Annotated in this window: 19 protein-coding genes; 7 read left to right on the forward strand and 12 right to left on the reverse strand. The window is 72.8% G+C overall.

Going from position 1 to position 23,135, the window contains the following annotated elements; genetic code table 11:
* Positions 1 to 168: 168 nt before the first annotated feature.
* From BO39_RS09885 to BO39_RS09900, 4 genes are all read right to left on the reverse strand, one after another.
* Positions 169 to 3,819, reverse strand: a complete 3,651-nt coding sequence (locus tag BO39_RS09885) for a hydantoinase B/oxoprolinase family protein (protein WP_043832582.1) — start codon at positions 3,817 to 3,819, stop codon at positions 169 to 171.
* Between the two features lie 101 nt (positions 3,820 to 3,920).
* Positions 3,921 to 5,309, reverse strand: coding sequence for a dihydropyrimidinase (gene hydA / locus BO39_RS09890; RefSeq protein WP_052401881.1), 1,389 nt, complete (start codon positions 5,307 to 5,309; stop codon positions 3,921 to 3,923).
* An 80-nt stretch (positions 5,310 to 5,389) separates the two neighbouring features.
* Positions 5,390 to 6,166 carry a PEP-CTERM sorting domain-containing protein gene (locus BO39_RS09895; RefSeq protein WP_156963621.1) on the reverse strand — a complete coding sequence of 259 codons (777 nt, stop codon included), beginning with the start codon at positions 6,164 to 6,166 and terminating at the stop codon, positions 5,390 to 5,392.
* A gap of 168 nt (positions 6,167 to 6,334) precedes the next feature.
* The gene (locus BO39_RS09900) at positions 6,335 to 7,015 is read right to left on the reverse strand and encodes a sensor histidine kinase family protein (RefSeq protein WP_043832586.1); all 681 of its coding nucleotides are present in this window, start codon (positions 7,013 to 7,015) and stop codon (positions 6,335 to 6,337) included.
* Between the two features lie 136 nt (positions 7,016 to 7,151).
* Here BO39_RS09900 and BO39_RS09905 point away from each other — a divergent pair, with 136 nt between their 5' ends.
* Together BO39_RS09905 and BO39_RS29800 are read left to right on the forward strand one after the other, a co-directional pair.
* Positions 7,152 to 8,003, forward strand: coding sequence for a DUF6502 family protein (locus BO39_RS09905; protein ID WP_043832587.1), 852 nt, complete (start codon positions 7,152 to 7,154; stop codon positions 8,001 to 8,003).
* Complete coding sequence (locus BO39_RS29800; RefSeq protein WP_052401882.1) at positions 8,000 to 9,301, forward strand: DUF5666 domain-containing protein; 1,302 nt, start codon at positions 8,000 to 8,002, stop codon at positions 9,299 to 9,301. Before BO39_RS09905 ends, BO39_RS29800 begins: the two co-directional genes overlap by 4 nt.
* Positions 9,302 to 9,596: 295 nt before the next feature.
* Here the strand turns inward: BO39_RS29800 and BO39_RS32515 are convergent, their stop codons facing one another.
* The gene (locus tag BO39_RS32515; RefSeq protein ID WP_156963623.1) at positions 9,597 to 9,770 is read right to left on the reverse strand and encodes a hypothetical protein; all 174 of its coding nucleotides are present in this window, start codon (positions 9,768 to 9,770) and stop codon (positions 9,597 to 9,599) included.
* 151 nt (positions 9,771 to 9,921) lie between these two features.
* Between BO39_RS32515 and BO39_RS09915 the strand changes: the two genes are divergently transcribed.
* A complete protein-coding gene (locus tag BO39_RS09915; protein ID WP_043832589.1) occupies positions 9,922 to 10,419 on the forward strand; it encodes a metallophosphoesterase family protein in 498 nt (165 codons plus the stop codon).
* Entirely contained in the window at positions 10,416 to 12,197 is a 1,782-nt protein-coding gene (locus tag BO39_RS09920; protein ID WP_211257418.1) for an ABC transporter transmembrane domain-containing protein, read from the forward strand. Before BO39_RS09915 ends, BO39_RS09920 begins: the two co-directional genes overlap by 4 nt.
* 276 nt (positions 12,198 to 12,473) lie before the next feature.
* Here the strand turns inward: BO39_RS09920 and BO39_RS09925 are convergent, their stop codons facing one another.
* Positions 12,474 to 13,721 carry a ligand-gated ion channel gene (locus tag BO39_RS09925; RefSeq protein ID WP_043832590.1) on the reverse strand — a complete coding sequence of 416 codons (1,248 nt, stop codon included), beginning with the start codon at positions 13,719 to 13,721 and terminating at the stop codon, positions 12,474 to 12,476.
* A 114-nt stretch (positions 13,722 to 13,835) separates the two neighbouring features.
* The gene (locus BO39_RS09930) at positions 13,836 to 14,993 is read right to left on the reverse strand and encodes a DUF2125 domain-containing protein (protein ID WP_169742751.1); all 1,158 of its coding nucleotides are present in this window, start codon (positions 14,991 to 14,993) and stop codon (positions 13,836 to 13,838) included.
* A gap of 149 nt (positions 14,994 to 15,142) precedes the next feature.
* On the opposite strand from BO39_RS09930, the gene BO39_RS09935 reads away from it, so the two are divergent.
* On the forward strand, positions 15,143 to 15,784 hold the full coding sequence (locus BO39_RS09935; RefSeq protein WP_245615070.1) for a gamma-glutamylcyclotransferase: 642 nt from the start codon (positions 15,143 to 15,145) through the stop codon (positions 15,782 to 15,784).
* 490 nt (positions 15,785 to 16,274) lie between these two features.
* Here the strand turns inward: BO39_RS09935 and BO39_RS09940 are convergent, their stop codons facing one another.
* The 4 genes from BO39_RS09940 to BO39_RS33930 are packed head-to-tail and all read right to left on the reverse strand — an operon-like array spanning position 16,275 to position 19,789.
* Complete coding sequence (locus BO39_RS09940; RefSeq protein WP_043832592.1) at positions 16,275 to 17,003, reverse strand: lysophospholipid acyltransferase family protein; 729 nt, start codon at positions 17,001 to 17,003, stop codon at positions 16,275 to 16,277.
* Entirely contained in the window at positions 17,000 to 17,806 is an 807-nt protein-coding gene (locus tag BO39_RS09945; protein ID WP_156963625.1) for a YdcF family protein, read from the reverse strand. Before BO39_RS09945 ends, BO39_RS09940 begins: the two co-directional genes overlap by 4 nt.
* Positions 17,803 to 18,675, reverse strand: coding sequence for a cell division protein FtsX (locus BO39_RS09950; protein ID WP_043832593.1), 873 nt, complete (start codon positions 18,673 to 18,675; stop codon positions 17,803 to 17,805). Before BO39_RS09950 ends, BO39_RS09945 begins: the two co-directional genes overlap by 4 nt.
* The gene (locus BO39_RS33930; RefSeq protein ID WP_245615072.1) at positions 18,668 to 19,789 is read right to left on the reverse strand and encodes a cell division ATP-binding protein FtsE; all 1,122 of its coding nucleotides are present in this window, start codon (positions 19,787 to 19,789) and stop codon (positions 18,668 to 18,670) included. The genes BO39_RS09950 and BO39_RS33930 overlap by 8 nt, the downstream gene beginning before the upstream one ends.
* Between BO39_RS33930 and BO39_RS34935 the strand changes: the two genes are divergently transcribed.
* Positions 19,788 to 20,225, forward strand: a complete 438-nt coding sequence (locus BO39_RS34935) for a zinc-ribbon domain-containing protein (RefSeq protein ID WP_043832595.1) — start codon at positions 19,788 to 19,790, stop codon at positions 20,223 to 20,225. The two genes, BO39_RS33930 and BO39_RS34935, sit on opposite strands and share 2 nt — an antisense overlap.
* Positions 20,226 to 20,270: 45 nt before the next feature.
* Entirely contained in the window at positions 20,271 to 20,978 is a 708-nt protein-coding gene (gene queC, locus BO39_RS09965; protein ID WP_043832597.1) for a 7-cyano-7-deazaguanine synthase QueC, read from the forward strand.
* 279 nt (positions 20,979 to 21,257) lie between these two features.
* Here queC and BO39_RS09970 read toward each other — a convergent pair whose 3' ends face one another.
* Positions 21,258 to 22,943 (reverse strand): hypothetical protein, encoded by a 1,686-nt coding sequence (locus BO39_RS09970; protein WP_043832599.1) that lies wholly within the window; start codon positions 22,941 to 22,943, stop codon positions 21,258 to 21,260.
* Positions 22,944 to 23,135 lie beyond the last annotated feature (192 nt).

Below are 23,135 nucleotides of genomic sequence, written 5' to 3' on the forward strand. Positions count from 1 at the left end.
CGGATCCGCCAAGATCCTGAGGCCCCTGGACCCGCATCTGTCCGCCCATCCTGAACATGCAGTCGCCTCGGGTTACCGACCCGAGACGCACCGCCCGCCGAACCACTCAAATAGATAGAAAAAGATGAGAGGGGGCCTGGGGGAGAGAATTCATTCTCTCCCCCGGATTCACCCGCGCGACCCCCGGTCGCCCACAGCCCCAAACCCGCCCCCGGTAGGCGTCACGATCGTCACCGCCTCCCCCGCCCGCAGCGCCGACCGCGCGCAGCCCGGAAGCACCTCGTCCGACCCATCCAGCCGCCGCACCAGGTTCCGCCCCAGCTCCCCTGGCTCGCCGCCGAACAGCCCCGGCGGCGGCACCTCGCGATGGCCCGAGAGGATGGCCACCTCCATATCCTCCAGAAACCGGATTGTCCGCCGCGTCCCATCCCCCGCGTTCCACTGCCCACGCCCGCCCGAACCAGAGCGGAGGGAAAACTCCTCCAGCACCACAGGAAAGCGCGTCTCCAGGATTTCGGGATCGGTCAGGCGGGAGTTGGTCATGTGCGTCTGCACCCCCGGCACGCCATCGAACCCCTCGCCGGCGGGCGCACCGGAGCAGATGGTCTCGTAATACTGGTAGGTGCTGTTCCCGAAGGTAAGGTTGTTCATCGTACTCTGCGCCGGCGCCAGCGAGCCCACCGCCGCCAGCAACGCGCTCGTCACCGCCTGCGACACCTCCACGTTCCCGGCCACGACTGCCGCCGGCCACTGCGGCGAGAGCATCGAGGCCTCCGGCACCACGATCCGGATCGGCCGCAGGCACCCCGCGTTCATCGGGATGTCGGAGTCCACCAGCAGCCGGAAGCAGTAGAGCACCGCCGCCCGCGTCACCGGCCGCGGCGCGTTGAAGTTGTCGGGCTGCTGCGGCGAGGTCCCGGTGAAGTCCACCACCGCCTCCCGCGCCGCCCGGTCCACCGCGATCCGCACCCGCACGCGCCGGCCGCTATCCATCGCGTAATCGAAGGAAGCGCTCTCCGGCAGCCGGTCCAGCACGCGGCGCACGCTCTCCGCCGCGTTGTCCTGCACGTGCTGCATATAGGCGTGCACCACATCCGCCCCGAAATTCGCGACCGCCCGCAGCAGCTCCGCCGCCCCCCGCGCATTCGCCGCCACCTGCGCCTTCAGGTCCGCGATGTTCTGCGGCGGGTTGCGCGCGGGGTACTTGGCCCCCGTCAGCAGCGCCAGCGCCGCCTCCTCGCGGAACCGCCCGCCCTCCACCAGCAGCAGGTTGTCGATGTAGACCCCCTCCTGCTCGATGGTCGTCGCGTCCGGCGACATCGAGCCCGGCGCCGTCCCCCCGACATCCGCGTGATGCCCGCGCGAGGCCACCCAGAAGATCAGCCGCCCCCCATCATCGAAAACGGGCGTGCAGACCGTGATGTCGGGGAGGTGCGTCCCGCCATTGTAGGGTGCGTTGATCGCCCACACGTCCCCCGGCCGAGGGTTCGGATTGGCCCGGATCACGCTCTCCACGCTCCCGTCCATCGAGCCCAGATGCACGGGGATATGCGGCGCATTCGACACCAGCCCGCCCGCCGCATCAAAGACCGCGCAGGAGAAGTCCAGCCGCTCCTTGATGTTCACCGAACTGGCCGTGTTCTGCAGCGCCACCCCCATCTGCTCGGCGATGGAGCGGAAGAGATTGTTGAAGATCTCCAGCATGACCGGGTCCGCCGCCGTCCCCAGCGCCGCCGCGCGCGGCAGCGGCTCCACCCGGTCCAGCACCAGGTGGTCTCCCGCCGTCAGCACCGCCGACCAGCCGGGCTCCACCACCACGGTCTGGTTCGCCTCGATGATCAGCGCCGGCCCCGCCACCGCGACGCCGGGCCGCAGCGCCTCCCGCCGATAAGCCGCCGCCTCGTGCCAGTCGCCGCCCGAGAAGAGCCGCGTCTGCCGCAGCGGCTCCACCGCTCCCTCACCGGCAACGGCCGCCCGCTCCGGCGCCGCCGCCCCCCCGCCGGCTGCCTCCGCCACCGCCGCCTCGATCACCACCGCCCGAGAGGGATCGATGAAGCCGAAGCGCGCCAGATGCGCCGCCTCGAACCCCTCGCGCAGCGCCGCCGCCCGCAGCCCGCCCGCGCTCACCGCCGCCTCGCCCGCCAGCTCCAGCGCCGGCACCTCCAACGGCGTATCCGTCCCCGCGTAGCGCAGCAGCAGCGCGATCCGGGTGGAGAGCGCCCCCGCCGCCACGCCCTGCCCGAGCACCTCCGCCCGCGCCTCGCCCGCGAGTGCGGCCAGCGCCGGCTCCGCCCCCACCAGCGCCTCGTCGGAGAGCGGCAGATCAAGCGTTCGCTGCCGGAGCGACCGGATATCCGCCAGCCCCATCCCATAGGCCGAGAGCAACCCGGAGAAGGGGTGGATCAGCACCCGCGTCATCGCCAGCGCATCCGCCACCAGACAGGCGTGCTGCCCCGAGGCGCCCCCGAAAGCATTCAGCACATAGCGCGTGATGTCGTAGCCCCGCTGGACGGATATCGTCTTGATCGCCTCCGCCATCCCGGCCACCGCGATCCGCAGCGCCCCGTCCGCCACCGCCTCCGGGCTGCGGCCGCCCCCCATCTCCGCCGCCAGCGCCTCGAACCCCGCCCGCACCGCCGCCACGTCCAGCGGCTGGTCCTGCCCCGGCCCGAAGATCGCGGGGAAGAGGTCCGGCACCAGCTTGCCCGTCATGACGTTGCAGTCGGTCACGGTCAGCGGCCCGCCGCGCCGGTAGCAGGCGGGCCCGGGATCCGCCCCCGCGCTCTCCGGCCCCACCCGCAGCCGCCCGTCGGCGTAGCGCACGATGCTCCCGCCCCCGGCGGCCACGGTGTGCACGAGCATCATCGGCGCGCGCATCCGAACGCCCGCCACCTCCGTCTCCTGCGCCCGCTCGAACTGCCCGGCGTAATGCGCCACGTCCGTGGAGGTGCCGCCCATATCGAAGCCGATCACCCGCTCGAACCCGGCCTCCGCCCCCGTCCGCGCCAGCGCCACCACGCCCCCCGCCGGGCCGGAGAGGATCGCGTCCCGCCCCTGGAACAGCGAGGCCGCCGTCAGCCCGCCGGCGGAGGTCATGAACATCACCCGCGCCCCCGTCCGCGCGATGTCCAGTTCCTCCTCCACCTGCGCGACGTAGCGCCGCAGCACCGGCGAGAGATAGGCGTCCACCACCGTCGTATCGCCGCGCCCCACCAGCTTGATCAGCGGCCCCACCTCATGGCTCGCCGAGACCTGTTCGAACCCCATCCCGCGCGCCATGGCCGCCGCGGCCGCCTCATGCGCCGGGTGCTTCCAGGAATGCAGGAACACGATGGCCAGCGACCGGAACCCCGCCGCTCGCAGCCCCTCCAGCACCGCGCGCAGCTCCCCCTTGTCGAGCGCCGCCTCCACCGTGCCGTCCGCCCGCACCCGCTCCCCCACCTCCTCCACCCGCGCGTAGAGAAGGGAGGGCTTCACCACCCGCCGCGCGAAGATGTCGCCGCGCGCCTGATGCCCGATCGCCAGCGCGTCCCGGAACCCGCGCGTGGTCACCAGCGCCGTGCGCTCGCCCTTCCGCTCCAGCAGCGCGTTGGTGGCCACCGTCGTGCCCATCCGCACCTCTCCCACCGCCCCCGCGGGGATCGGCGCCCCCGCGGGCAGGCCGAGATGCAGCCGGATGCCGTGCACCGCCGCGTCCCGGTAGGCCCCCGGATTCTCCGAAAGCACCTTTCGCGCGTGCAGCCGCCCCGCCGGATCGCGCCCGATCACATCGGTGAAGGTGCCGCCGCGATCGACCCAGAAGTCCCAGGAAGGCTGCATGGAAAACCGCCTCTACAGAGCATGAACAGAAGGAAGGAACCCGGACGCCCGCCAGGGCGACCCTGTCCGGAAATCCGCAAGAAAGGGGCCGGAACGCCGCGTCAGAGGGGCCGGGAAGGGCGCGGCAGCCACTGCCCGGAACCGGGCGCGGCCCGCACCACCCCGTCCCGCATCACCACCTCGCCCCGCCGGATCGTCACCACCGGCCAGCCCGTCACCGCCATCCCCTCATAAGGCGTGTAGTCGATGGCGTGCTGCATCAGCGCATTGGTGATCGTCACCTCGCGCTCCGGGTCCCAGAGCACGAGGTCCGCGTCGCTCCCCACCGCGATCACCCCCTTGCGCGGGTAGAGGTTCGCGATCCGCGCCGGGTTCTCCGCCACCAGCCGTGCGAAGGCCGGCAGGTCGATCCGCCCCTTCGACACCCCCTCCGAGAAGACCAGCGGCAGCCGTGCCGCCAACCCCGGAATCCCGTTCGGAATGGCGTCGAAGGCGGCGTCGCGCCCGTTCTTCGCCTTCCCCCGGTCCCCCTCGTAGGAGAAGCCGCAGTGGTCGGAGGTCACGACATCCAGCACCCCCCGCCGCAGCATCCCCCAGATCCCCTCATGGTCCGCCGCCGTCCGCGGCGCCGGGCTGCACATGAACTTCGCGCCCTCGAAGCCCGGCCGGTCCATGTCGTCCGCCGTCAGGGTGAAATACTGCGGGCAGGTCTCGCCCTTCACCGGCAGCCCTCGCGCCTGGGCCCGCGCGATCTCCTCCGCCACGTCGGCGCAGGAGACGTGGAAGATGTGCAGCGGCTGTCCCACCAGCTCCGCCAGCGCTATCGCCCGCGCCGTCGCCTCCCGCTCCACCACGGGCGGGCGCGACACCGCGTGGTACTTCGGCGCCGTGCAGCCCGCCGCCAGCAGCGTGCGCGTGGCCAGATTGATGGCGGCGTAGTTCTCGCAGTGCACATGCACCATCAGCCCGTTCTGCCGCGCCACCTGCAGCACGCGCAGGAAACCGGCATCGTCCAGGTGCAGCGCGTCGTAGGTCAGGAAGGCCTTCAGGCTCCCCACCCCGTCCGCCACCAGCGCCGGCACCTCCGCCATGGCGGCGTCGGAGGGATCGGCGACGATCTGGTGGAAGCCGTAGTCGATCATCGCCCGCCCGGCCCGCCCCCGCGCCGCCCGGTGCTGCTCGATCAGCCCGCCGCCCTTGAACTGCGGCGTATGCGCGACGACCGAGGTGGTGCCGCCCGCGAAGGCCGAGCGCGAGGCGCTCTCCCAGCTCTCCTCCTGGAACCCGCCCTCCGGGAATGGCTCCTCGATATGACAATGGGTGTCCACGCCCCCCGGCAGCACCAGCAGCCCGTCCGCCCTCACCACCTCGGCCGCGTCCTCGATCCGCTCCGCGATGGTGGCGATCCGCCCGCCCGAAACACCGATATCGCAGCGGACCACCGCCCAGCCGAGGACGGCCATGCCGCCCCGGACCGCCAGATCATGCATGCAGGCAAACCCCTGTAATCCTGGGGCACAGGTTAGGTCGGCGGGCCGCCGCCGTCAGCCCTACCGCTGGGCCGGATCGGTTAGCACCGTCGGGAGAACAGCCGGCGCCGGACCAGCACCAGCCCGGCAAGTGCGAGGCCGAAAAGCCCGAGCGAGGCTGGCTCGGGGATCGGCACCACTTGCACCGCCGCCAGAAAGCCAGGGCTGGTCGCGAGGAAGAACGATGCCGTTTGTGGAAACGGACCAGGATAGACACTCGCCCGCGCAGCGATGCCTGCCCCCGCGCCACCGACCGTTGCCGTAATCACCAGTGTCTCGGAGAAAAGCGAGCCAGACAGTGTGGGATAGCTCTGGATCTCGCCCGAACGATCGGAGGCCCCGCTCGTGTGGCTCCGCAAGGCAACGAGCTCGCCCTTCCCGAAGGCTGCGTTATCCCCGTCGGCGTAGCTGCTCATCGTCAGGTCGCGGATCAGCGGCGATCCCGTCAGGAACTCGGAGTTGAACAGGCTGCCCACGCCCAGATAGGCCGTGCCGGGATAACGGTTGATGAGGTCGGTGACACTGATCTCCAGTCTGAGACTGTGCTCGACCGCGAAGCTGCCCGTGCTGCTGATAGCCAGGTTCCACAGGGAGATCGCACCATTCGTCGTATTGCGATACTGCGGCGAGAGCGACCCCAGAAAACTGAAATTGCTGCTGCTGCCGCTGATCACCACCGCGCTCCCCGCTGCCGTGGTCGCGACATTCGGCACGAACACGCCATCCTGGAACATCCGCACGGAAAGCTCCGGCGCCGCTTCGGCCCGGGAGCCCGTCATCGCGGCGAACAGCGCCGCCACCAGCAAGAGCATCCGCATGCATCGGCCCGTCGGAAAGGGGTTGAGATCGCAGGACAGCGATCCCTTCCGCTGCCACAGGGGCAATGAACCGGTGAACCGCTCCGGCCAAGCTTAGCATCGTTCCGGATTCGTTAATAACCCATTGTGAATACTGTCGAAATCGTGACGATCTCCCTCGGCGCCCCGTCACCCCTCCGGATGCGGCAGCTCCATCTCCCCCCGCGTCCCGTCCTGGATGCGGTACAGCGCCATCGTGCCCTCGTGCAGCTCCGCCAGCGAGCGCAGCAGCCCCAGCCCCTCGCCCCCGTCGCGCGCCCCGGCATAGCCCCAGCCGTCATCCTCCACGACCAGCCGCGTGACCCCGGCCCCGCTGAGAAGCCGCACCCGCACATGGCCCAGCAGCCGCGCGTGCAGCCCGTGCTTCACCGCGTTCCCCACCATCTCGTGCGCCGCCCGAAGCAGCGTGCCGCGCAGCGCCGGCGGGCACTCGCCCTCCACGGTCACCTCAAGCCGCAGCACCTGGTCGGGATCGGCCATCAGCTCGAGCGTCGTCTCGCAGACGCTCCGCAACCGGTCCTCCATGCCACCCGGCGCGCGCGTCATCCCGAACAGCGCGTCGGAGAGCGAGACACTCAGCATCACGCGCCGCTCCAGCTCCTCCATCACGCGCTGCCCGCCGCGCGCCTCCTGCAGCCCCCGCACCTTGGAGACCTCGGCCAGCACCCGCTGCAACGCGTTCTTCGTGTGGTGCCGCAGCAGCCGTACGGAGATCGCTTCCGCCGCCGGCGAGGCATCCTGCGGCACGGAAGACCAGGGCGCATCCTGGGCAGCGGACTGGGGCAGGGGGCGGTGGGCAAGAAGCGTCATGACAGGGGATCCCCGAACTGGGCCTTTCGGCTCGGCCGGGATGCTATGTGGGAAAATTTCCCACGTCAACCCGGTGTGGGACTTTTTCCCACATTCCACCCGTGGTAGACCCGTCCCAGCCCCTTTCCCGGTCCCGATGCCCGCTCCCCAACCCGTCCCGGCTCCCCCGCCCGCGGAGGCCCTGCTCCGCCCGCTGCGCCGCCTCCTGCGGCCGCTCGTGCGCCTGCTGATCCGCGCCGGCCTCACCTTCCCGGTCGTCGCCGACCTCCTGCGCGGCCTCTATGTCGAGGTCGCCGCCGGCCTCGCCGAGGACGCCCGCGCCCGCACCGACAGCCGCCTCAGCCTCCTCACGGGCGTCCACCGCAAGGAACTCCGCCGCCTGCGCGAGGCCCCCATCCCGCTCGAGGAGGTGCCCTCCGTCATCACCGTCGGCAGCCAGATCGCCGGCCGCTGGCTCGGCCTGCCCGCCTACACGGACGAGGAGGGCCATCCCCTGCCGCTCACCCGCGCCGCCTTCGACACGCTGGTCACGTCCGTCACCACCGACCTCCGCCCGCGCACCGTCCTCGACAACTGGGTGGAGGCCGGCCTCGTCACCGTGGAGGAGGACGAGCGCGTGCGCCTGAACCGCAGCGCCTATCTCCCCAACCGCCACATCGAGGGGCAGCTCTTCTACTTCGCCCGGAACCTCCACGATCACCTGGCCGCCGCCGCGGCCAACATCTCCGCCGCCGGCGACCCGCCCTTCCTCGACCGCAGCCTCCACTACGACCGCCTCCGCCCCGAGGCCGCCGCCCGCCTGGAAGCCGCAGGGCGGGAGGGCGCCCAGCGCCTCCTCCTCGACCTCAACCGCCTCGCCCTCTCCCTGCTCGAGGAGGGCGAGGCGGAGCCCGGAACCCCCACCCGCCGCGTGAACCTCGGCATCTACCTCTACCTCGAGGACGAGCCCCTCCGCCCGGCGGCCACCCCCGGCACGGCCGCCCCATGAGCCGCCCGCTCCCCGCCCTCGCGGCCCTGGCCCTGCTGGCCGCCTGCGCCGCCCCGCGCCCCAGCCCCACCGTCCCGCCGCGCGCCACCGCGGCCTGCCACGCCGGCCCCGACGACGGCCCGCCCCCCACCACCCTGGCCGAGGGCGACCGCGGCATCGGCGGCACGGGCATCACCGCGACCGAGGCCGCGCCCCCCGTCATCCTCGCCTCCGCCGAGGGCGATCGCGGCATCGGCGGCACCGGAATCAGCAGCACCCGAATCAGCAGCACCGGAATCAACAGCCCAGGAAGCAACAGCCCGGGAAGCAACAGCCCGGGCATCGGCAACACGCGCACCGGCATCGTCGGCGTCGTCACCGGCTTCGGCAGCATCTGCGTCAACGGCCTGCACGTGGACTACGACCCCGCCCAGCCCGTCGCCTTCATGGACGGCGCGGCCACGCCCGCGGCGCTCCGCGTCGGCCAGGTCGTCGTCGTCGAGGCCGAGGGCGGGGACACCGCCCTCCGCGCCCGCCGCATCGCCGTCCGCCACGAGCTCGCCGGCACGGTCGAGGCGGTGGAGGAAGGCGCGCTCCGCATCGCCGGCCAGCGCGTCGCCACTGCCGGCGCCCTTCCCGCGAACCGCCGCTGGCGCGTGGGAGAGGCGGTGCTCGTCAGCGGCCTCCGCACCCCCGACGGCACCCTCACCGCCACCCGCATCGACCCCCGCGCGCCCGAGGCCCCCAGCCTCGTCCTCGGCCGCCTCTCGCGCCCGGACACCCCCGCCGGCAGGGCCCGGATCGGCAGCCTGCCCCTCCTCGTCCGCCCCGACCTCGTCCTGCCGCCGGACGGCCCCGTCATCGCCCGCGGCCGCATCGAGAACGGCCTCCTCCTCGCCGACGAGGTCGAGCCAGACCGCCTGATGCGCGACCCCCCCGCCTATCTCGGCACCCCCCGCGTGCTGATGGAGGCCGAGATCGGCTTCGGCGACGACCTCCTCCTCCTCGGCCCGGCCCTCGCCCTTCCCGGCAGGCCGGGGTCCCTCGCGCCCGGCCGCCACGTCATCGAACTCCACGGCGGCCCGGGCCGCACCCTCTCCGTCACCGGAACCACCCCCATCCCGGCCGGCACCCAGCCCTTCGCCCCCTTCGGCGAGCGCGCCCCCATGCCCGACCGCCGCTTCGAAACCCGCCGCGGCATGGAGCGCGGCCCCGGCGGCTGGTCGCCCACCGCCCGCGCCCCCGGCCCCACCGCGCGCCGCACCGAGCCCGGAGCCGGCCGGCCCACCGACGGAGGTCCGCCGCGGCGGGGGCGCTAAGCCCTTGCCGGGGCAGGGCAGCGCTGGCGGCATCGGGAAGAGCGAAAAGGAATTCCTCCTCTCCCCGAACCCCTCACCATCGTCCTCTTCGAGCTCGATCTGTTCACCGGCCAGCGCGCCTCGGATCATCGACCCGCGGCGACGGCCCCTTCAGGAAAGTTTGGCGGCAGCCAGACGGGGGCCAGGGTTGGACCTACAGGTCCAACCCTGGCCCCTCGCGGGGTCCGAGGCACTGCCCCGGGCATCCGGAAAAGGCGGCGCCCACTCCAGCCGCCCCCGGCAACCACCCCTCGTATCAGGGGTTCCCTTCCCCCGACCGGTCCCGCCACTGCGGCCGCCGCGCCGCATCCGCTCGCAACCAGAGAAGAGCATCCCGCAGGAACCGCCGGCCCGGCCCGCCGCGCATCCGCCACGCCACCAGCAGCGCGGTGGTCATGCTCATCAGCCACGAAGGGGAGGCGATCCTCATGATCTGTTCCGGTTCAGAAGGGCCGTTCTTCGGCCGCACCGTATTACAATACGCTTACGGATCGTTCACGTAAATCGCGATGATGTGAGCTTTTTTAAACATGCGCCCACCCCGCCGCCCACCGACCCCCGAGAGCCCCGGATCGGACCCCATGCCCACCTGGTTCACCGCCGACACCCATTTCGGCCACGGCTCGCTCCGCGCCCTCCTGCGCCGACCCTTCCCGACCATCGCCGCCATGGACACGGCCCTCGCCGAGGCCTGGAACAGCGCCGTCTCACCGGATGACGAGATCTGGCACCTCGGAGACTTCGCCGTGGGCCACAAGGACCCCGCCGCCCTCCTCGCCGCCCTCAACGGCACGAAGCACCTCGTCGCCGGCAACAACGACCCGCCAGAAATCCGCGCGCTCCCCGGCTGGGCCAGCGTCCGCGACCTCGTGGAACTCGACGTGGAAGGCCAGCGCCTGGTCCTCTGCCACTACCCGCTCCGCAGCTGGAACGGGCAGGGCCGCGGCGCCCTGAACCTCCACGGCCACAGCCACGGCCGCCTCAAGCCGCTCACCCGCCAGTTCGACGTGGGCGTGGACCCCCGCGGCTACCGGCCCGTCCGCCTCACGGACCTCCGTCCACCCCGCGCCGCCGCATGAACGGCAAGCCCGCCGGCCCCGGCCGGCTCCCCGCCCTGCGGATCATGCTGCCCCTGCTTCGCCCCCACGCCGCCCGGGTCGCCGGCGCCGTGCTCGCCATGGGCACCGCCGCCGGCCTGCTCCTCGTCCTCGGCCAGGGCCTCCGCCACATCGTGGACGACGGCTTCGCCGGACGGGACGGCGTCTCCAGCCTCGACGGCCACGCGCTCACGGTCCTCGCCCTCGTCGCCCTCCTCGCCGCCAGCACCGCCGCGCGCTTCTACCTCGTCTCCTGGCTCGGGGAGCGCGTCGGCGCCGCGCTCCGCCGCCAGGTCTTCGCCCACGCTCTCCGCCTGCCCCCCTCGCACTACGAGCAGCACCGCACCGGCGACGTGCTCACCCTCCTCACCGCGGATACCGAGATCCTCCGCAACCTCGTCGGCTCCGCCGTCTCCCAGTGGCTCCGCGCCCTCGTCACCGCCCTCGGCGCGCTCACCATGCTCTTCGTCACCAGCCCCCGCCTTGCCCTGCTGGTGATCGCCGTCACCCCCCTGATCGTCGTCCCCCTGGTCGTCTTCGGCCGCCGGGAACGCCGCCTCAGCCGCGTCGCCCAGGAACGCGTCGCCGACCTCGGCGCCCAGGCCGAGGAAACCCTCAACGCCATGGCCACCGTCCAGGCCCATGTCCACGAGCCCGCCGACCTCACCGGCTTCACCGAGCGGGCGGAGGAAAGCGTCGCCGCCTCCCTCGCCCGTGTCCGCGTCCGCGCCCGCCTCCTCTTCAGCATCATCCTCCTCGGCTTCGGCGCCATCACCCTCAGCCTCTGGGTCGGCGGGCGGGAGGTCCTGGCCGGCCAGCTCACCGGCGGCCAGCTCTCCGCCTTCATCTTCTACGCCGTCCTCGTCGCCACCTCCGTCACCTCGCTCTCCGAACTCTGGAGCGAGGTGCAGCGCGCCGGCGGCGCCGCCGAGCGCGTCCACGACTTCTTCGAGACCGTCCCCGCCATCCGCCCGCCCGCGAACCCCCGCCCGCTCCCCGTCGCCCACCCGAAGGGCAGCCCCATCGGCCGCCTCGCCTTCGAGAACGTCCGCCTCCACTATCCCAGCCGCCCCGACCGCCCGGCGCTGGACGGCGTCACCCTCTCCGTCGAGCCCGGCGAGACCGTCGCCCTCGTCGGCCCCTCCGGCGCCGGCAAGACCACCCTCTTCCAGCTCGCCCTCCGCTTCCGCGATCCCGACAGCGGCCGCGTCACCCTCGACGGGATCGACCTGCGCGACGCCGACCCCGCCGCCCTCCGCGCCCGCATCGGCCTCGTGCCGCAAGACCCCGTCATCTTCGGCGCGGACGTGCGCGACAACATCCGCTACGGCCGCCCCGACGCCACCGAGGCCGAGATCCGCGCGGCCGCCGAGGCCGCCGACGCCGCCGGCTTCATTGAGGCCATGCCCGCCGGCTACGGCACCTTCCTCGGCGAGAAGGGCGTCCGCCTCTCCGGCGGGCAGCGACAGCGCATCGCCATCGCCCGCGCCGTGTTGCGCGACCCGCCCCTCCTCCTCCTCGACGAGGCCACCAGCGCGCTGGACGCCGAGAGCGAGGCCGCCGTTCAGGCCGCCCTCGCGCGCCTCTCCCGCGGCCGCGCCGTCCTCGTCATCGCCCACCGCCTCGCCACCGTCCGACGCGCGGATCGCATCATCGTTCTGGAGGCCGGCCGCGTCGTCGCGGAAGGCACCCACGACCGCCTGGTCGAGGAAGGCGGCCTCTACGCCCGGCTGGCCCGGCTCCAGTTCGCGGCGGGGTAGTGGCCGACGCCGGTGGCCCTGGGGAGAGGAAGAAGGAATTCTTCCTCTCCCCAGACCCCTCTCCATCATCTTCTTCTTCAAGTTTGGATTGCTGAGCGGCCGGTGCGCCTCGGGTCCACGACCCGAGGCGACGACACGCGCAGGAAGGCCGCCGCTGAAAGCGCCGGCCTCCAATCACCGCATCCACGACAGTCAGATGGGATCCAAGGGCCTCAGGCCCTTGGCAGGTGAGGTCTGGAGAGGGCAGCGCCCTCTCCAGCGGCCACCGGCGCCGCCCTACCCCGCGCTGAGCGGCAGCGCGACGTTGACGGCCACGTAGCCGAGCGCCGCCACCGCCACCGTCACCCGGTCGAAGCCGCGGGAGAGTTCCTTGTCCCCCCGGATCGACCACAGGTAGATCGAGGCGATCGTCGCGATCAGCGAGAAGAAGATCGTGAACAGCCCGAGGAAGGTCACGTACTCCACCAGCCCGAACTGCCCGGAGGAGGGGATCAGCGACCCCGCGAGGTAGGAGTTCGCCACCGCGCCGAAATACGACCCCGCGACCATCGAGAAGCGCGGCCCTGCATCCGAGGCCCGCAGCCCGAAGCTCGCGAAGCACAGCGCCATGCCCGCGAAGAGCCCGATGAAAACCTTGAAGTAGACGCCCATCCCCGTGCGCGCGATGCCCACGCCATAGGTGTACATGCTGAAGGTCCGGTTCCCCGCCGCCGCCCGCGGATCCCCGTAGGAGGTGCGGTAGGTATGCGCCTTCACCACCTGCGCCGCCCGGTTCGCGACCGTGTAGCCCGAGATCTTCACGCGCGAGCTGATCCCGGCCGCCGGGTCCGCCACGTAGCGCAAGGCGGAGGCGTCCAGCCGCGCGTCCTCCATGTAGAGGTTCAGCTGGTGGCTGTCGCGCGGCACCCGGGTCGTGTTGAAGAACTTCGTCATCCGCGCGGTCACGCGGTAGCGCTGGTAGTTCGTTCCGTCCGGCCCGTAATACTCGTCCTGCACCTCCTTGCGGGTGATGCTGCCGTCCACCAGCCGGAAGTTCGCCCCCGGGTTGAGCGCCTTGTCCCCCTGCCAGCGGAACCAGACATAGAAGGTCGGCGTCCAGAAGGAATCGCGGATCGCCATCGCCTCGATCCCGTCGAGGTAGAAGCCCGTCGTGACCTCCACGAAGTTCCCCGTGGCCGGGATGGCCTCCGGCGGCGTCTGCCCCGTCTCCACCAGGCCGGGCGTCATGCGCCGCCGGTGGCTCTCCTCCGAGGCCAGCCTCTCGCCCCCGATCACCGAGACCGCCGTCGTGCCGATCACGAGGTAGATCAGCGCGATCAGCGCTCCCCAGCCAAGCAGGAATAGCCGCTTGCCCGGCGGCAGCCCGCCCGGCGCCGCCTCAGCCCCTCCGATCCTCCCCTTACCGGTCCTGCCCCGCCCCACCCCGCGCGCGACGAAGCCCGCGAGGAATCCCCTCGCCACGACCCCCTCGGGCAGCGCCCCGCCCGTCAGCTCCGGTGCCGCGCTCTCCGTCGATGCCATCATTTCCCCACGGCCACGCCAAGCCGCGAGAGTGCGGGAAAAACCTTTCCAACTTCCATCCTGAAGGCGAAATAAAAGGCCCGTCGGTGGCGGTGCGAAACCCCTCCGGGCCCATCCTCAGGGCCCCGGCCCGCTCCCCTCCACCGGCCCCGGCCACACCAGCATCGGCAGCCGTGCCACCGGGATCCGCGCGACCGACAACCCGCGCCCTTCCAGCGTCAGCGGCACCTCCAGCACCGGCGGCTCCCCCTCCGCCGGCGGCCGGGCCAGCAGCCCCACCACCCGCCGCGCGAGCGTCGCGTTCCGCGCCGTCACGACGCCGTCCCGGACGAGCGCGTCCAGCACCGCCTCCGCGCCGGCCAGCTTCAGCGTGCCCGCGCCCATCGGCTGCAGGGCCTCGTCCAGCGCCAGCGTCGCCGCCACCTGCGCGGTGGCGGGCCCGTATTCCAGTTCCAGCCGGCGCAGCTCCACCGTCCCCCCGGCGTCCCGCCAGGTCGCCGCCCGGTTCGTCGGGTTGCGCCCGCCCGGCAGCGGCCCTGTCACCTCCGCGTCGATCCGCACGGCGCGGATCGCGCTCCCCAACGGCGTCGCGACGGGCAGCGAGACGTTCTCCACCACCCCTTCCAGGGTAACGGCCGCCTCCCCCTCGATCGCGCTCATCCGGCTGTCGAAGCCGAGCGCGGCGGAGCCCACCTCCATCCCCCCGGCGGGCGTGCCGATCCGCAGCCGCAGCGCCTCGAACTCGCCCCCCTTGGGAACCACGTTCGCCTGAAGCGGCAACCGCGCCGTCAGCCGGTCCGCCGCGAAGGGGATCTCCGCCGTCCCCAGCCGCAGCCGCTGCGGCCCGCCGGCCGAAACCCGCAACTCCCCCCACCGGTGCATCGCCACCCGCAGCACCACCGCCCGCGCCGACCAGTCGATCCCGCCAGGCACGGTCGCCCCGCCGCCCGAGAGCCGGAACTCCGGCAGGCGCAGCGTCGCCGAGAGCGGCCATCCCCCCCGCACCGGCGCCGCGTGCTCGATCCGCCACCCCTGCGCCCGCCGCGCCGCCGCCCAGGCGTCGTAGCCCGCCTGCAGCCGCGCCCCCATGAGGTTCCAGAGAAGCGTATGCGCCAGCGCCAGCAGCAGGATCGACAGCAGCGCGATCCCCGCCACCCGCGCCCGGTTCAGCCGGAACCGCCGGGCGCCCCGGGGCCCCTCTCCGGGGGAGACCCTCGCACCATCCGGCGCCACGGCCGGGGAAGGGGCGGGAGGGGCAGTCTCTGGCTCGCTCACCCCCTGCATATGCCCCCGCCAGCCCCTGCTTGCCCAGCCCGTTCACCGGACCTGGCACCCCGGCATTCACCCGGGCGTTCATCCCACGGGCCGCACCAGCCCCGCGCCCGCCGTCCCATCACCCGCTGCACACCCGCCACCGATCCCCTATGCTGCGCCCCACCACCATGATCCCATCGCCCGACGCGCCCATCACCCCGCCCGACCCCGCCCCGCTGCTCGAGACCGACGGCTCCCTCTACGTCTTCGGCTACGGCTCCCTCATCTGGAAGCCCGGTTTCGAGTTCCTCTCCTCCCACCCGGCGCGGCTGCACGGCTTCCACCGCCGCTTCTGCATCCTCTCCCACCGCTACCGTGGCACGCCGGAGGCCCCCGGCCTCGTCCTCGGCCTCGACCGCGGCGGCTCCTGCCGCGGCGTCGCCTTCCGCGTCGCCCCCGAAGCGGCCGCCGCCACCCTCGCCTATCTGGAGGAACGGGAGATGACCGGCGGCGTCTACCAGCGCCGCCTCCTCCCCCTCCGCCTGCTCGACCGCCACGAGACCCGCCGCGCCGTCACCTTCGTCGCCGACCGCGAGGCCACCGCCTATTGCGGCGCCCTCGACCCCCTCGCCGCCGCCACCGCCATCAACCGCGGCCACGGCATCATGGGCCCGAACCGCGACTACCTCCTCAACACCGTCTCCCACCTCCGCGCCCTCGGCGTCCGCGACGCCGGCCTCGACCGGATCGCCGCCCTCCTCTCGCCCGGCCGATCCGGAGAGGACGCTGCCCTCTCCGGGCCCCCCGCGTGAACGCGCGGCCCTCATCACGCCCGCCAGGAGCCTGAGGTTCCCGGACGTGCGGCGCACCGTCCCCCGAACGATTTCAGCCTGAAGGAAAAGATGATGGAGAGGGGCCTGCGGGCGAGGAAGAATTCCTTTCCCCCTCTCCCCGGAGGCCGCCGGCACCGGCCCTCCCGAACCTCCATCCCCTCGTGATTCCAGCCGTTTGCGCCGCGCTGTTCAGCCGCCCGCCTCACCCGGTGCGGCGCGCGGGTAACAGCAAAGCACCCGCAGGGTTTTCCCACGACTTGTCCACAGGGAAGGGGATTGACCGCCCCTTAATCCCCAGACCGTCCACTTTTTGTTCCGGATTCATCAGGGAATCCCAGCATTTTGTTGCTAAGCAATTGATATAACTGCTATTTTACTTATCCACAGACCTTCAAAAAGCCCCGTAACAGCTGAGTCCACAAGAGCTTGCCGCCCGGTCTTGCGCCGCGGTCGAAACCCGGCCGTCCGCTTATTCCACCAACTTGTCCACAGTCCCCACCAGCTCCGCCGAAGCCGTCGCCACCGCCGCCTCCGCGCGCTCGATCAGCGCCGCGCGCGGCAGGCCCGGCGGGATCGGCGGCAGCACCGCGACGGTCAGGACCCCCGGCCGCTTGGTAAAGGCCCGCTTCCCCCAGAAGCGCCCGGAATCCGTCGCCACCGGCACCACCGGCAGCCCTGTCGCCGCCGCCATGGCCGCGAAGCCCGGCTGCCAGGGCTGCACCTCCCCGGGCGCGGAGCGCGTGCCCTCCGGGAAGATCACCACCTGGTACCCCGCCTCCGCCGCCGAGCGCGTCGCCCGCACCAGCCGCTTGAGCGAGGAAGCCCCTCCCTCCCGGTCCACGGGAATGGAGTGCACGTGCCGCGCCATCGCCCCCCAGCCGGGGATCCGCAGCAGCTCCTCCTTCATCACATAGGCCGGGCGCGGCAGCAGCGCGTGCCAGACCACCGTGTCAAAGGCCGACTGGTGCTGCGCGGCCACCAGCGCCGCCCCCCCGGTGGGCAGGTTCTCCCGTCCCGTCACCCGCAGCCGGATGCCGCAGACCACCCGCAGCAGCCAGAGCGACCCCCGCGCCCAGCCCCGGAGATACCGGTGCATCACGTCGGGATGGAAGGCGAGCAGCGGCAGCCCGAAGACCACCGTCAGCGCGGTGAAGCCGAAGAACAGCGGGTTGAAGATGGCGGAGCGGATGGCATTCACGGCAGGACACGCCTCGGACGTTCGGCGAGGACGGAAAGGCCAAGCCCCGCCCCCAGCAACTTCAGGTACTCGCGCAGCATCGGCACCGGCCGCGCGACGAAGGGCGGAACCGGGTGCGGCCGGAAGGCCCCCTCCGGCATGGCGCGGCGCAGCTCCAGCAGGGCGCGCGGCATGTGGAACCCCGCCGTCACCACCGTGATCTCCCGCATCCCGGCGGCCCTCGCCCAGGCCGCCACCTCCCGCGCGTTGCCGCGCGTGCTCGTCGCCTCCCGCCCCAGCGCGGTGCGGTCCGCGACATCGGCGGCCTCCAGCCCGGCCCGCCGCGCCAGCTCCGCCAGCCCCGATTCCGGCCCGACGCCCGAGACGATCAGCCGCCCGTCCTCCCGCAGGAGCAGCAGCCCCAACCCCGTCTCCACCCGCTCCGGCCCCCCCGTCAGCACCGCGATCCCGGCGGAGGGCGCCCCGGCTCCCGGCGCCCGCATCCAGGCCCGATCGAGGAACACCGCGAAGCCGCCCGCCAGCCCGAGCAACAGCACCAGCACCGCCCCCAGCCCCAGCGCCACCGGCCGCCGCCACCCCCGGCGCCAGCCGCCACCTGCCCCGCCGCCAACGAACCCGCTGCCGGTCGGACTGCCCAACGGATCGCCCAACGGATCGCCCGGCGCACCACGCACCGGACCACCCACTGAACCACCCGATGAACCACCCAATGAGCCACCCACTGGGCCCTCCAGCCGGTCCTCCATCCCAGGGCCGCCACCGGCCGGCCGCAGCATCGCCGCCTCCATCCCCGCGGTCCTCACGGCATGTTCCTCAGCCAGCGCCGCACCGTCGCCTGCGCCGTCCCCCAGCCGATCGCCGCCGCGGCCGGCGGCAGCGCCGCCAGCATCCCCCAGGGCACCGCCCCGAAAGCCCCGCCCACCACCTCCTCGCCCGAGAGCGGCAGCGCCAGCCCCGAGAGCGCCGCCAGCGCCGGCACCGCGACCGCCGCGCCGCCCAGCGCCCCCAGCCCCGCCAGCATCGCCACCCGCCGCGCGAAGCGCCCGGCGATCCCGCCATCGGTGGCGCCGAGGTCGTGCAGCACCCCGATCGCCTCCCGCCGCGCCGCCAGCCCGGCCCGCGTCGCCACCGCGACCACCGCCATCGCCACCCCCGCCACCAGCACGAGCACCGCCAGCGCCACCCCTTGCACGGAGCGCGCCATGGCCGAGAGCCGCGCCACCCACATCCCGTGCGCCTCCAGCTCCGCCCCCGGCACCGCCTCCGCCAGCCGCGCCCCCAGCCGCCCCACGCCCTCCACGGAAGCACTGGCCAACCGCACCTCGATCACCCCCGGCAGCACGAGGGAGGGCGCTTCCCCCAGCCAGGGCCGCAGCAGCGCCGCCACCCGCTCCGGGCTCACCGCCTCCGCCGAGGCCACCGCCCGATCCCCCCGTAGCAGCGTCAGCGCCGCCGCCATCCGCTCCCGCCCGGGATTCGGCACCTGCACCGTCACCGCCGAGGCCGCCCCCGCCTGCCAGCGGTCGGCCAGCCGGTCCGCCCCCTGGGCCCCGGCCAGCGCCAGCGCCGCCAGCAGCGCCATCGCCGCCACCAACCCCGGCAGCAACCGGTCCGAGAGCGCCCGCCGCAACCCCAGCGGGTCGCGCGAGATGCGCCGGCGCCGCTCAGCCAAGATCCGCCTCCGGTGGGCGCGAGCCCGGCCAGATGCTCCGCACGCGCGCGGAGAACCGTCCGCCCGCGGAAACCCCCGCGCTCGCCGAGGGCCGCGCATCCGCCCGCAGCCGCCCTGCCCGCCCGGCATCCACCGCCATCTCGTCGGGCCCGGCCTCTCCAGCCTCAGCCCCCCCGGGCTCAACCTCCCCGGGCCCAACCTCCGCGCCCTCCGGTCCTGGCCCGGAGACCTCCGCGGTGACCTCGTCCGGCACCTCCCCCGCCTCCCGGCTCCCAACCCCGGAAGGCCCCTCCGGCAAGGCCCCGGCCTCGGCCCAGACCTCCCCCCGCGGATGCGGCCAGGGATCGAGCGAGAGGATCCGCCCCTCCTCCAGCGCCATCACCTGCCCGGGATGCTGCGCGATCAGGTCCCGCGAATGCGTCGCCACCACCACCGTCGAGCCCAGCCGGTTCATCTCCGCCAGCAGCAGCAGCAGCCGCCGCGCCTGCCCGGCATCGAGGTTCCCCGTCGGCTCGTCCGCCAGCAGCAGCGCCGGCCGCGTCACCACCGCCCGCGCGATCGCCACCCGCTGCTGCTCCCCGCCCGAGAGCTGGCGCGGCAGCGAATCCTCCCGCCCCTCAAGCCCCACCCAGCGCAGCATCTCCGTCACGTCCGGCCGCAGCCCCGCCTCCGGCCGCCCCGCCAGGCGCAGCGGCAGCGCCACGTTGTCGAAGGCCGTCAGGTAGGGCAGCAGCCGGAACTCCTGGAACACCGCCCCGATCCGCCGCCGCAGCTTCGGCAGGTCCCCCCGCCGCGCCGAGAGCAGCGACACCCCCAGCACCTCCACCTCCCCCCGCGTCGGCCGCAGGGAGAGCTGCATCATCCGCAGAAGCGAGGTCTTCCCCGCCCCGGACGGCCCCGTCAGCCAGGTGAAGGAGCCCTGCGGCAGCGTGAAGGAGAGGTCGCACAACGTCTCCCGCTCGCCCGCCGCGCCACGGCGTACGGGATCGGGATAGCGGAGCCCGACCTGGGAAAAGCGCACCATGGCCGCGATGTGCCACGACAGGCGCCGGAACGGTAGCCGCCCGCCCGCGCGGCGTTGCGTTAACCGCGCCGTGGCAACATCCTGCGCCATGCGCGTCGCCTGCCCGGAATGTTCCGCGACCTACGAGCTGCCCCCGCTCCTTGCCGCCCGCATCGGCGAGGGACGGCCCATGCGCTGCGCCCGCTGCGGCCACACCTGGGTCGCCAGCCCCGAGCCCGACCCCCCCGCCGATCCCGCCCACCCGGCCCCCGAACACGGCCCCAAGCACGGCCCCGAGCCTCCACCATCGCCCCTGCCGCCCGGCTTCCCCACCAGCTTCCCCGTCGACTTCCCCTGGCCCCTCCCCACCGGCAACGGCCCCGCCGCCCCGGCCGGGCCCCCGCGCGCGGTCCTCGCCGCCGCCTGGGCCGCCTCCCTCCTGCTCCTCGCCGCCTCCGCCTGGGCCGCCCTGGCCTGGCGCGCCGAGATCACCGCCGCCTGGCCCCCCGCCGCCCGCGCCTTCACCGCCCTCGGCCTCGGCGGCTGACCCCGGCGCTGGACAGCCCGCCCCCCGCGTGTTCCCTCCGCCCCCATGACCCCCGACAATCAGGAAAGCGCCCTCGTCCTCCTCTCCGGCGGCCAGGACTCCACCACCTGCCTCGCCTGGGCGCTCGACCGCTTCCCCCATGTCGAAACCCTCGGCTTCGACTACGGCCAGCGCCACCGCGTCGAACTGGGCCTCCGCCCGGCCCTCCGCGACGGCCTCCGCGCCATCGACCCCGCCTGGGCCGCCCGCCTCGGCGAGGACCACACCCTCGCCCTCGACGCCCTCGGCGCCCTCTCCGACACGGCGCTGACAAGGGAGAGCGAGATCGCCATGCAGGCGGACGGCCTGCCCAACACCTTCGTCCCCGGCCGCAACCTTCTCTTCCTCACCTTCGCCGCCGCGCTCGCCTACCGCCGCGGCCTCCGCCACATCGTCGGCGGCATGTGCGAGACCGACTTCTCCGGCTATCCCGACTGCCGCGACGACACGATCAAGGCCCTCCAGGTCGCCATCAACCTCGGCATGAACCGCCGCTTCGTCCTCCACACCCCCCTCATGTGGATCGACAAGGCCGAGACCTGGCGCCTCGCCCAGCGCCTGGGCGGCACCCCCCTCGTCCGCCTCATCGTCGAGCACACCCACACCTGCTACCGCGGCGAGCGCGGCGCGATGCACCCCTGGGGCCACGGCTGCGGCACCTGCCCGGCCTGCGAACTCCGCGCGGCCGGCTGGGAAGGATTCGTGAAGGGCTAGCCGGATCTCCCGCCGACCGGCCACGGTCCAGGCCGCCCGGACCCGAAGGTCCTCTCCACCACCGGCTTCGCCGGGAACGCCTCCGCCGGCCACAGCCAGCTCGACCGGGGCCAACTCCACCGGGGCCAACTCCACCGCGGCCAACTCCACCGCGGCCAACTCCACCGCGGCCCTTGCGTCATGACCAAGCCCTTCGCCATGCGGGCCCTCGCCGCCCGCATCCGGGAGATCATCCAGCCAGCCCCCCGCGTGAATTCCTGCCGGCGCTTGAAGCGCCCCTCAGCGATGCCGCGTCCACAGCAGCGTGCGGTAGCAGGGCGTCCCCTCCAACTCCTCCACCGCCCCGCGCTCCGCCAGCCGCCCCGTCAGCTCCCCGAAATCCACGCCATAGGGCAGGAGGCAGGTCGGCGCGATGAGGACCACCCGGTGCAGATCCTCGATCCGTCCCAGCAGCCACCCGAAATAAAGGCTCGAATCGATCCCCGAGCCCACCTTGCGCCAGCCGAACCGCACCTGCTCCAGCTTCATCAGCAAGGCCCATGAACCCGGCCGCTCCATCGCGGCGTCCGGATCGTGCAGCATCTCCTCCTCCGCCACCGTCGTGCCGGACCGCGTATCCGCCTCGATCACCCGCGGCCCCCTCACCCTCTCCCGCACGAGGTCGAACTGCGGCTGGGCAAGGCTCACCGGCACCACCGCATCCGCCCGCACCCGCTCCGCCGCCGCGAGGGAGGAGAGCGGCAACTGCCCGATCGCCGACTTCCAGCCGCCCTCCCGCACGAAGACGGCCAGCCCGAACCCGACGAGGACCACGGGCGCGACCAGCGCCAACCCCCGCGCGCCCTGCACGATCCCCGGCGGAAGGCGCACCCCCGGCCAGCGCAGGATCCCCCCCGCCCAGGCCACGGCACGGCCGGCCATCAGCGCGGTGAAGCAGCCGAGGTAATCCGTGTAGCGCCCCGGCAGCAGCGGATAGAGGTGCAGCAGCGAGAGCCCGCCCATCACCGCCAGCACCGCCACGAACATCAGCCCCGCCCGCTCCCGCCGGAACACGGCAACGCCGGTGCCGAGAAGCGCCACCAGCACGAACAGGATCTGGAAGGCCGGCGTGCGCCCCGAGATCGTCGGCACATGCGACATCAGCAGGCGCGCCGCCGGCCGGATCGACTCCGCCGACAGGGAAAGGAACCCCTCGCCATAGACGTCCCGGTAGTTGCCCATCTGGAAGCGCAGCGCATCCGCCACGTAGAGAAGGTAGCTGCCGAGAAAGAACCCGGCGAGCAGCACGCCCGCCAACACCAGCAGCGGCGTCCCCACCCGGCGATAGAGGAACGGAAGCATCACGAGCAGCACCGGCGCGACGAAGCTGAACACCGCCCCCACCGCGCAGGCGAGAACGAGCAGCACCCCCGCCGCCCGCCGCTCCGACACGGCCGCGAGAAGAAGCAGTGACACCGCCAGCATGTCGAAGGCGTACTGCTTGAAGTCCCCGAAGGCCGAGGAGAACTCCGTCGTCCCGACAAGGACAAAGACGGCGAAGCCCGTCGCCACCGCGCCGAACCCACTCCGCCGCGCGGCGGCCGCGACCGCCCACACCGTCGCGAAACCGGCGGCCAGCGGCAGCAGCTTCTGCGTGAACAGCGGCAGCCCCGCCTTCGCCAGGCCCCAGGACACCGCGAGCAGCCCGATCGGCCCGCCCTGGTCGTACAAGGGCAGTGGCCCGAACAGCCCCGAAAAATCTCGGACGTGCTGAATCGAAACGATCAGCATCGCCTCGTCCAGCCAGAACAGCCAGAGCTTGCGCCAAGCCACCCAGCCGAGAACCACGACGCACAGCACCGCGGAGAGCAGAAGCGGCCAGCCCTCGTCGCGCCATCTCCAATCAATCCGGGAATCTACTGAGTAACGCCGTCCCGTAACAAAATCGAAACGGAACTGCCCACCCGCAGCATCTTTGATCATCATGCGCGAATTCATGGGCTGCATCAGTAAAGAGCGCTGCAGACTCTCTCAACCGCAACCTGCTTTCACGAAGCAGTGGCGGCACTCACCCGCGATGATTTTGTTCCCTTCGGCCGCCGGAGAGGGCTCCGCCCTTTCCGAACCTCACCCGCCAGGAGCCCGGTTGGACCCCCATCTGGCTGTCGCGGAACCTTC

This window comes from Roseomonas aerilata DSM 19363 (genome assembly GCF_000711725.1).
GTDB lineage: Bacteria > Pseudomonadota > Alphaproteobacteria > Acetobacterales > Acetobacteraceae > Roseomonas > Roseomonas aerilata.

Coding starts and splice junctions, on each gene's coding strand:
- BO39_RS09920 (WP_211257418.1), top strand. CDS start 10,416: ATGAACGGCAAGCCCGCCGGCCCCGGCCGGCTCCCCGCCCTGCGGATC.
- BO39_RS09915 (WP_043832589.1), top strand. CDS start 9,922: ATGCCCACCTGGTTCACCGCCGACACCCATTTCGGCCACGGCTCGCTC.
- BO39_RS29800 (WP_052401882.1), top strand. CDS start 8,000: ATGAGCCGCCCGCTCCCCGCCCTCGCGGCCCTGGCCCTGCTGGCCGCC.
- BO39_RS33930 (WP_245615072.1), bottom strand. CDS start 19,789: ATGGCGCAGGATGTTGCCACGGCGCGGTTAACGCAACGCCGCGCGGGC.
- BO39_RS09925 (WP_043832590.1), bottom strand. CDS start 13,721: ATGATGGCATCGACGGAGAGCGCGGCACCGGAGCTGACGGGCGGGGCG.
- queC (WP_043832597.1), top strand. CDS start 20,271: ATGACCCCCGACAATCAGGAAAGCGCCCTCGTCCTCCTCTCCGGCGGC.
- BO39_RS09970 (WP_043832599.1), bottom strand. CDS start 22,943: ATGATGATCAAAGATGCTGCGGGTGGGCAGTTCCGTTTCGATTTTGTT.
- BO39_RS09905 (WP_043832587.1), top strand. CDS start 7,152: ATGCCCGCTCCCCAACCCGTCCCGGCTCCCCCGCCCGCGGAGGCCCTG.
- BO39_RS09895 (WP_156963621.1), bottom strand. CDS start 6,166: ATGCGGATGCTCTTGCTGGTGGCGGCGCTGTTCGCCGCGATGACGGGC.
- BO39_RS09885 (WP_043832582.1), bottom strand. CDS start 3,819: ATGCAGCCTTCCTGGGACTTCTGGGTCGATCGCGGCGGCACCTTCACC.
- BO39_RS34935 (WP_043832595.1), top strand. CDS start 19,788: ATGCGCGTCGCCTGCCCGGAATGTTCCGCGACCTACGAGCTGCCCCCG.
- BO39_RS09935 (WP_245615070.1), top strand. CDS start 15,143: ATGCTGCGCCCCACCACCATGATCCCATCGCCCGACGCGCCCATCACC.
- BO39_RS09900 (WP_043832586.1), bottom strand. CDS start 7,015: ATGACGCTTCTTGCCCACCGCCCCCTGCCCCAGTCCGCTGCCCAGGAT.
- hydA (WP_052401881.1), bottom strand. CDS start 5,309: ATGCATGATCTGGCGGTCCGGGGCGGCATGGCCGTCCTCGGCTGGGCG.
- BO39_RS32515 (WP_156963623.1), bottom strand. CDS start 9,770: ATGAGGATCGCCTCCCCTTCGTGGCTGATGAGCATGACCACCGCGCTG.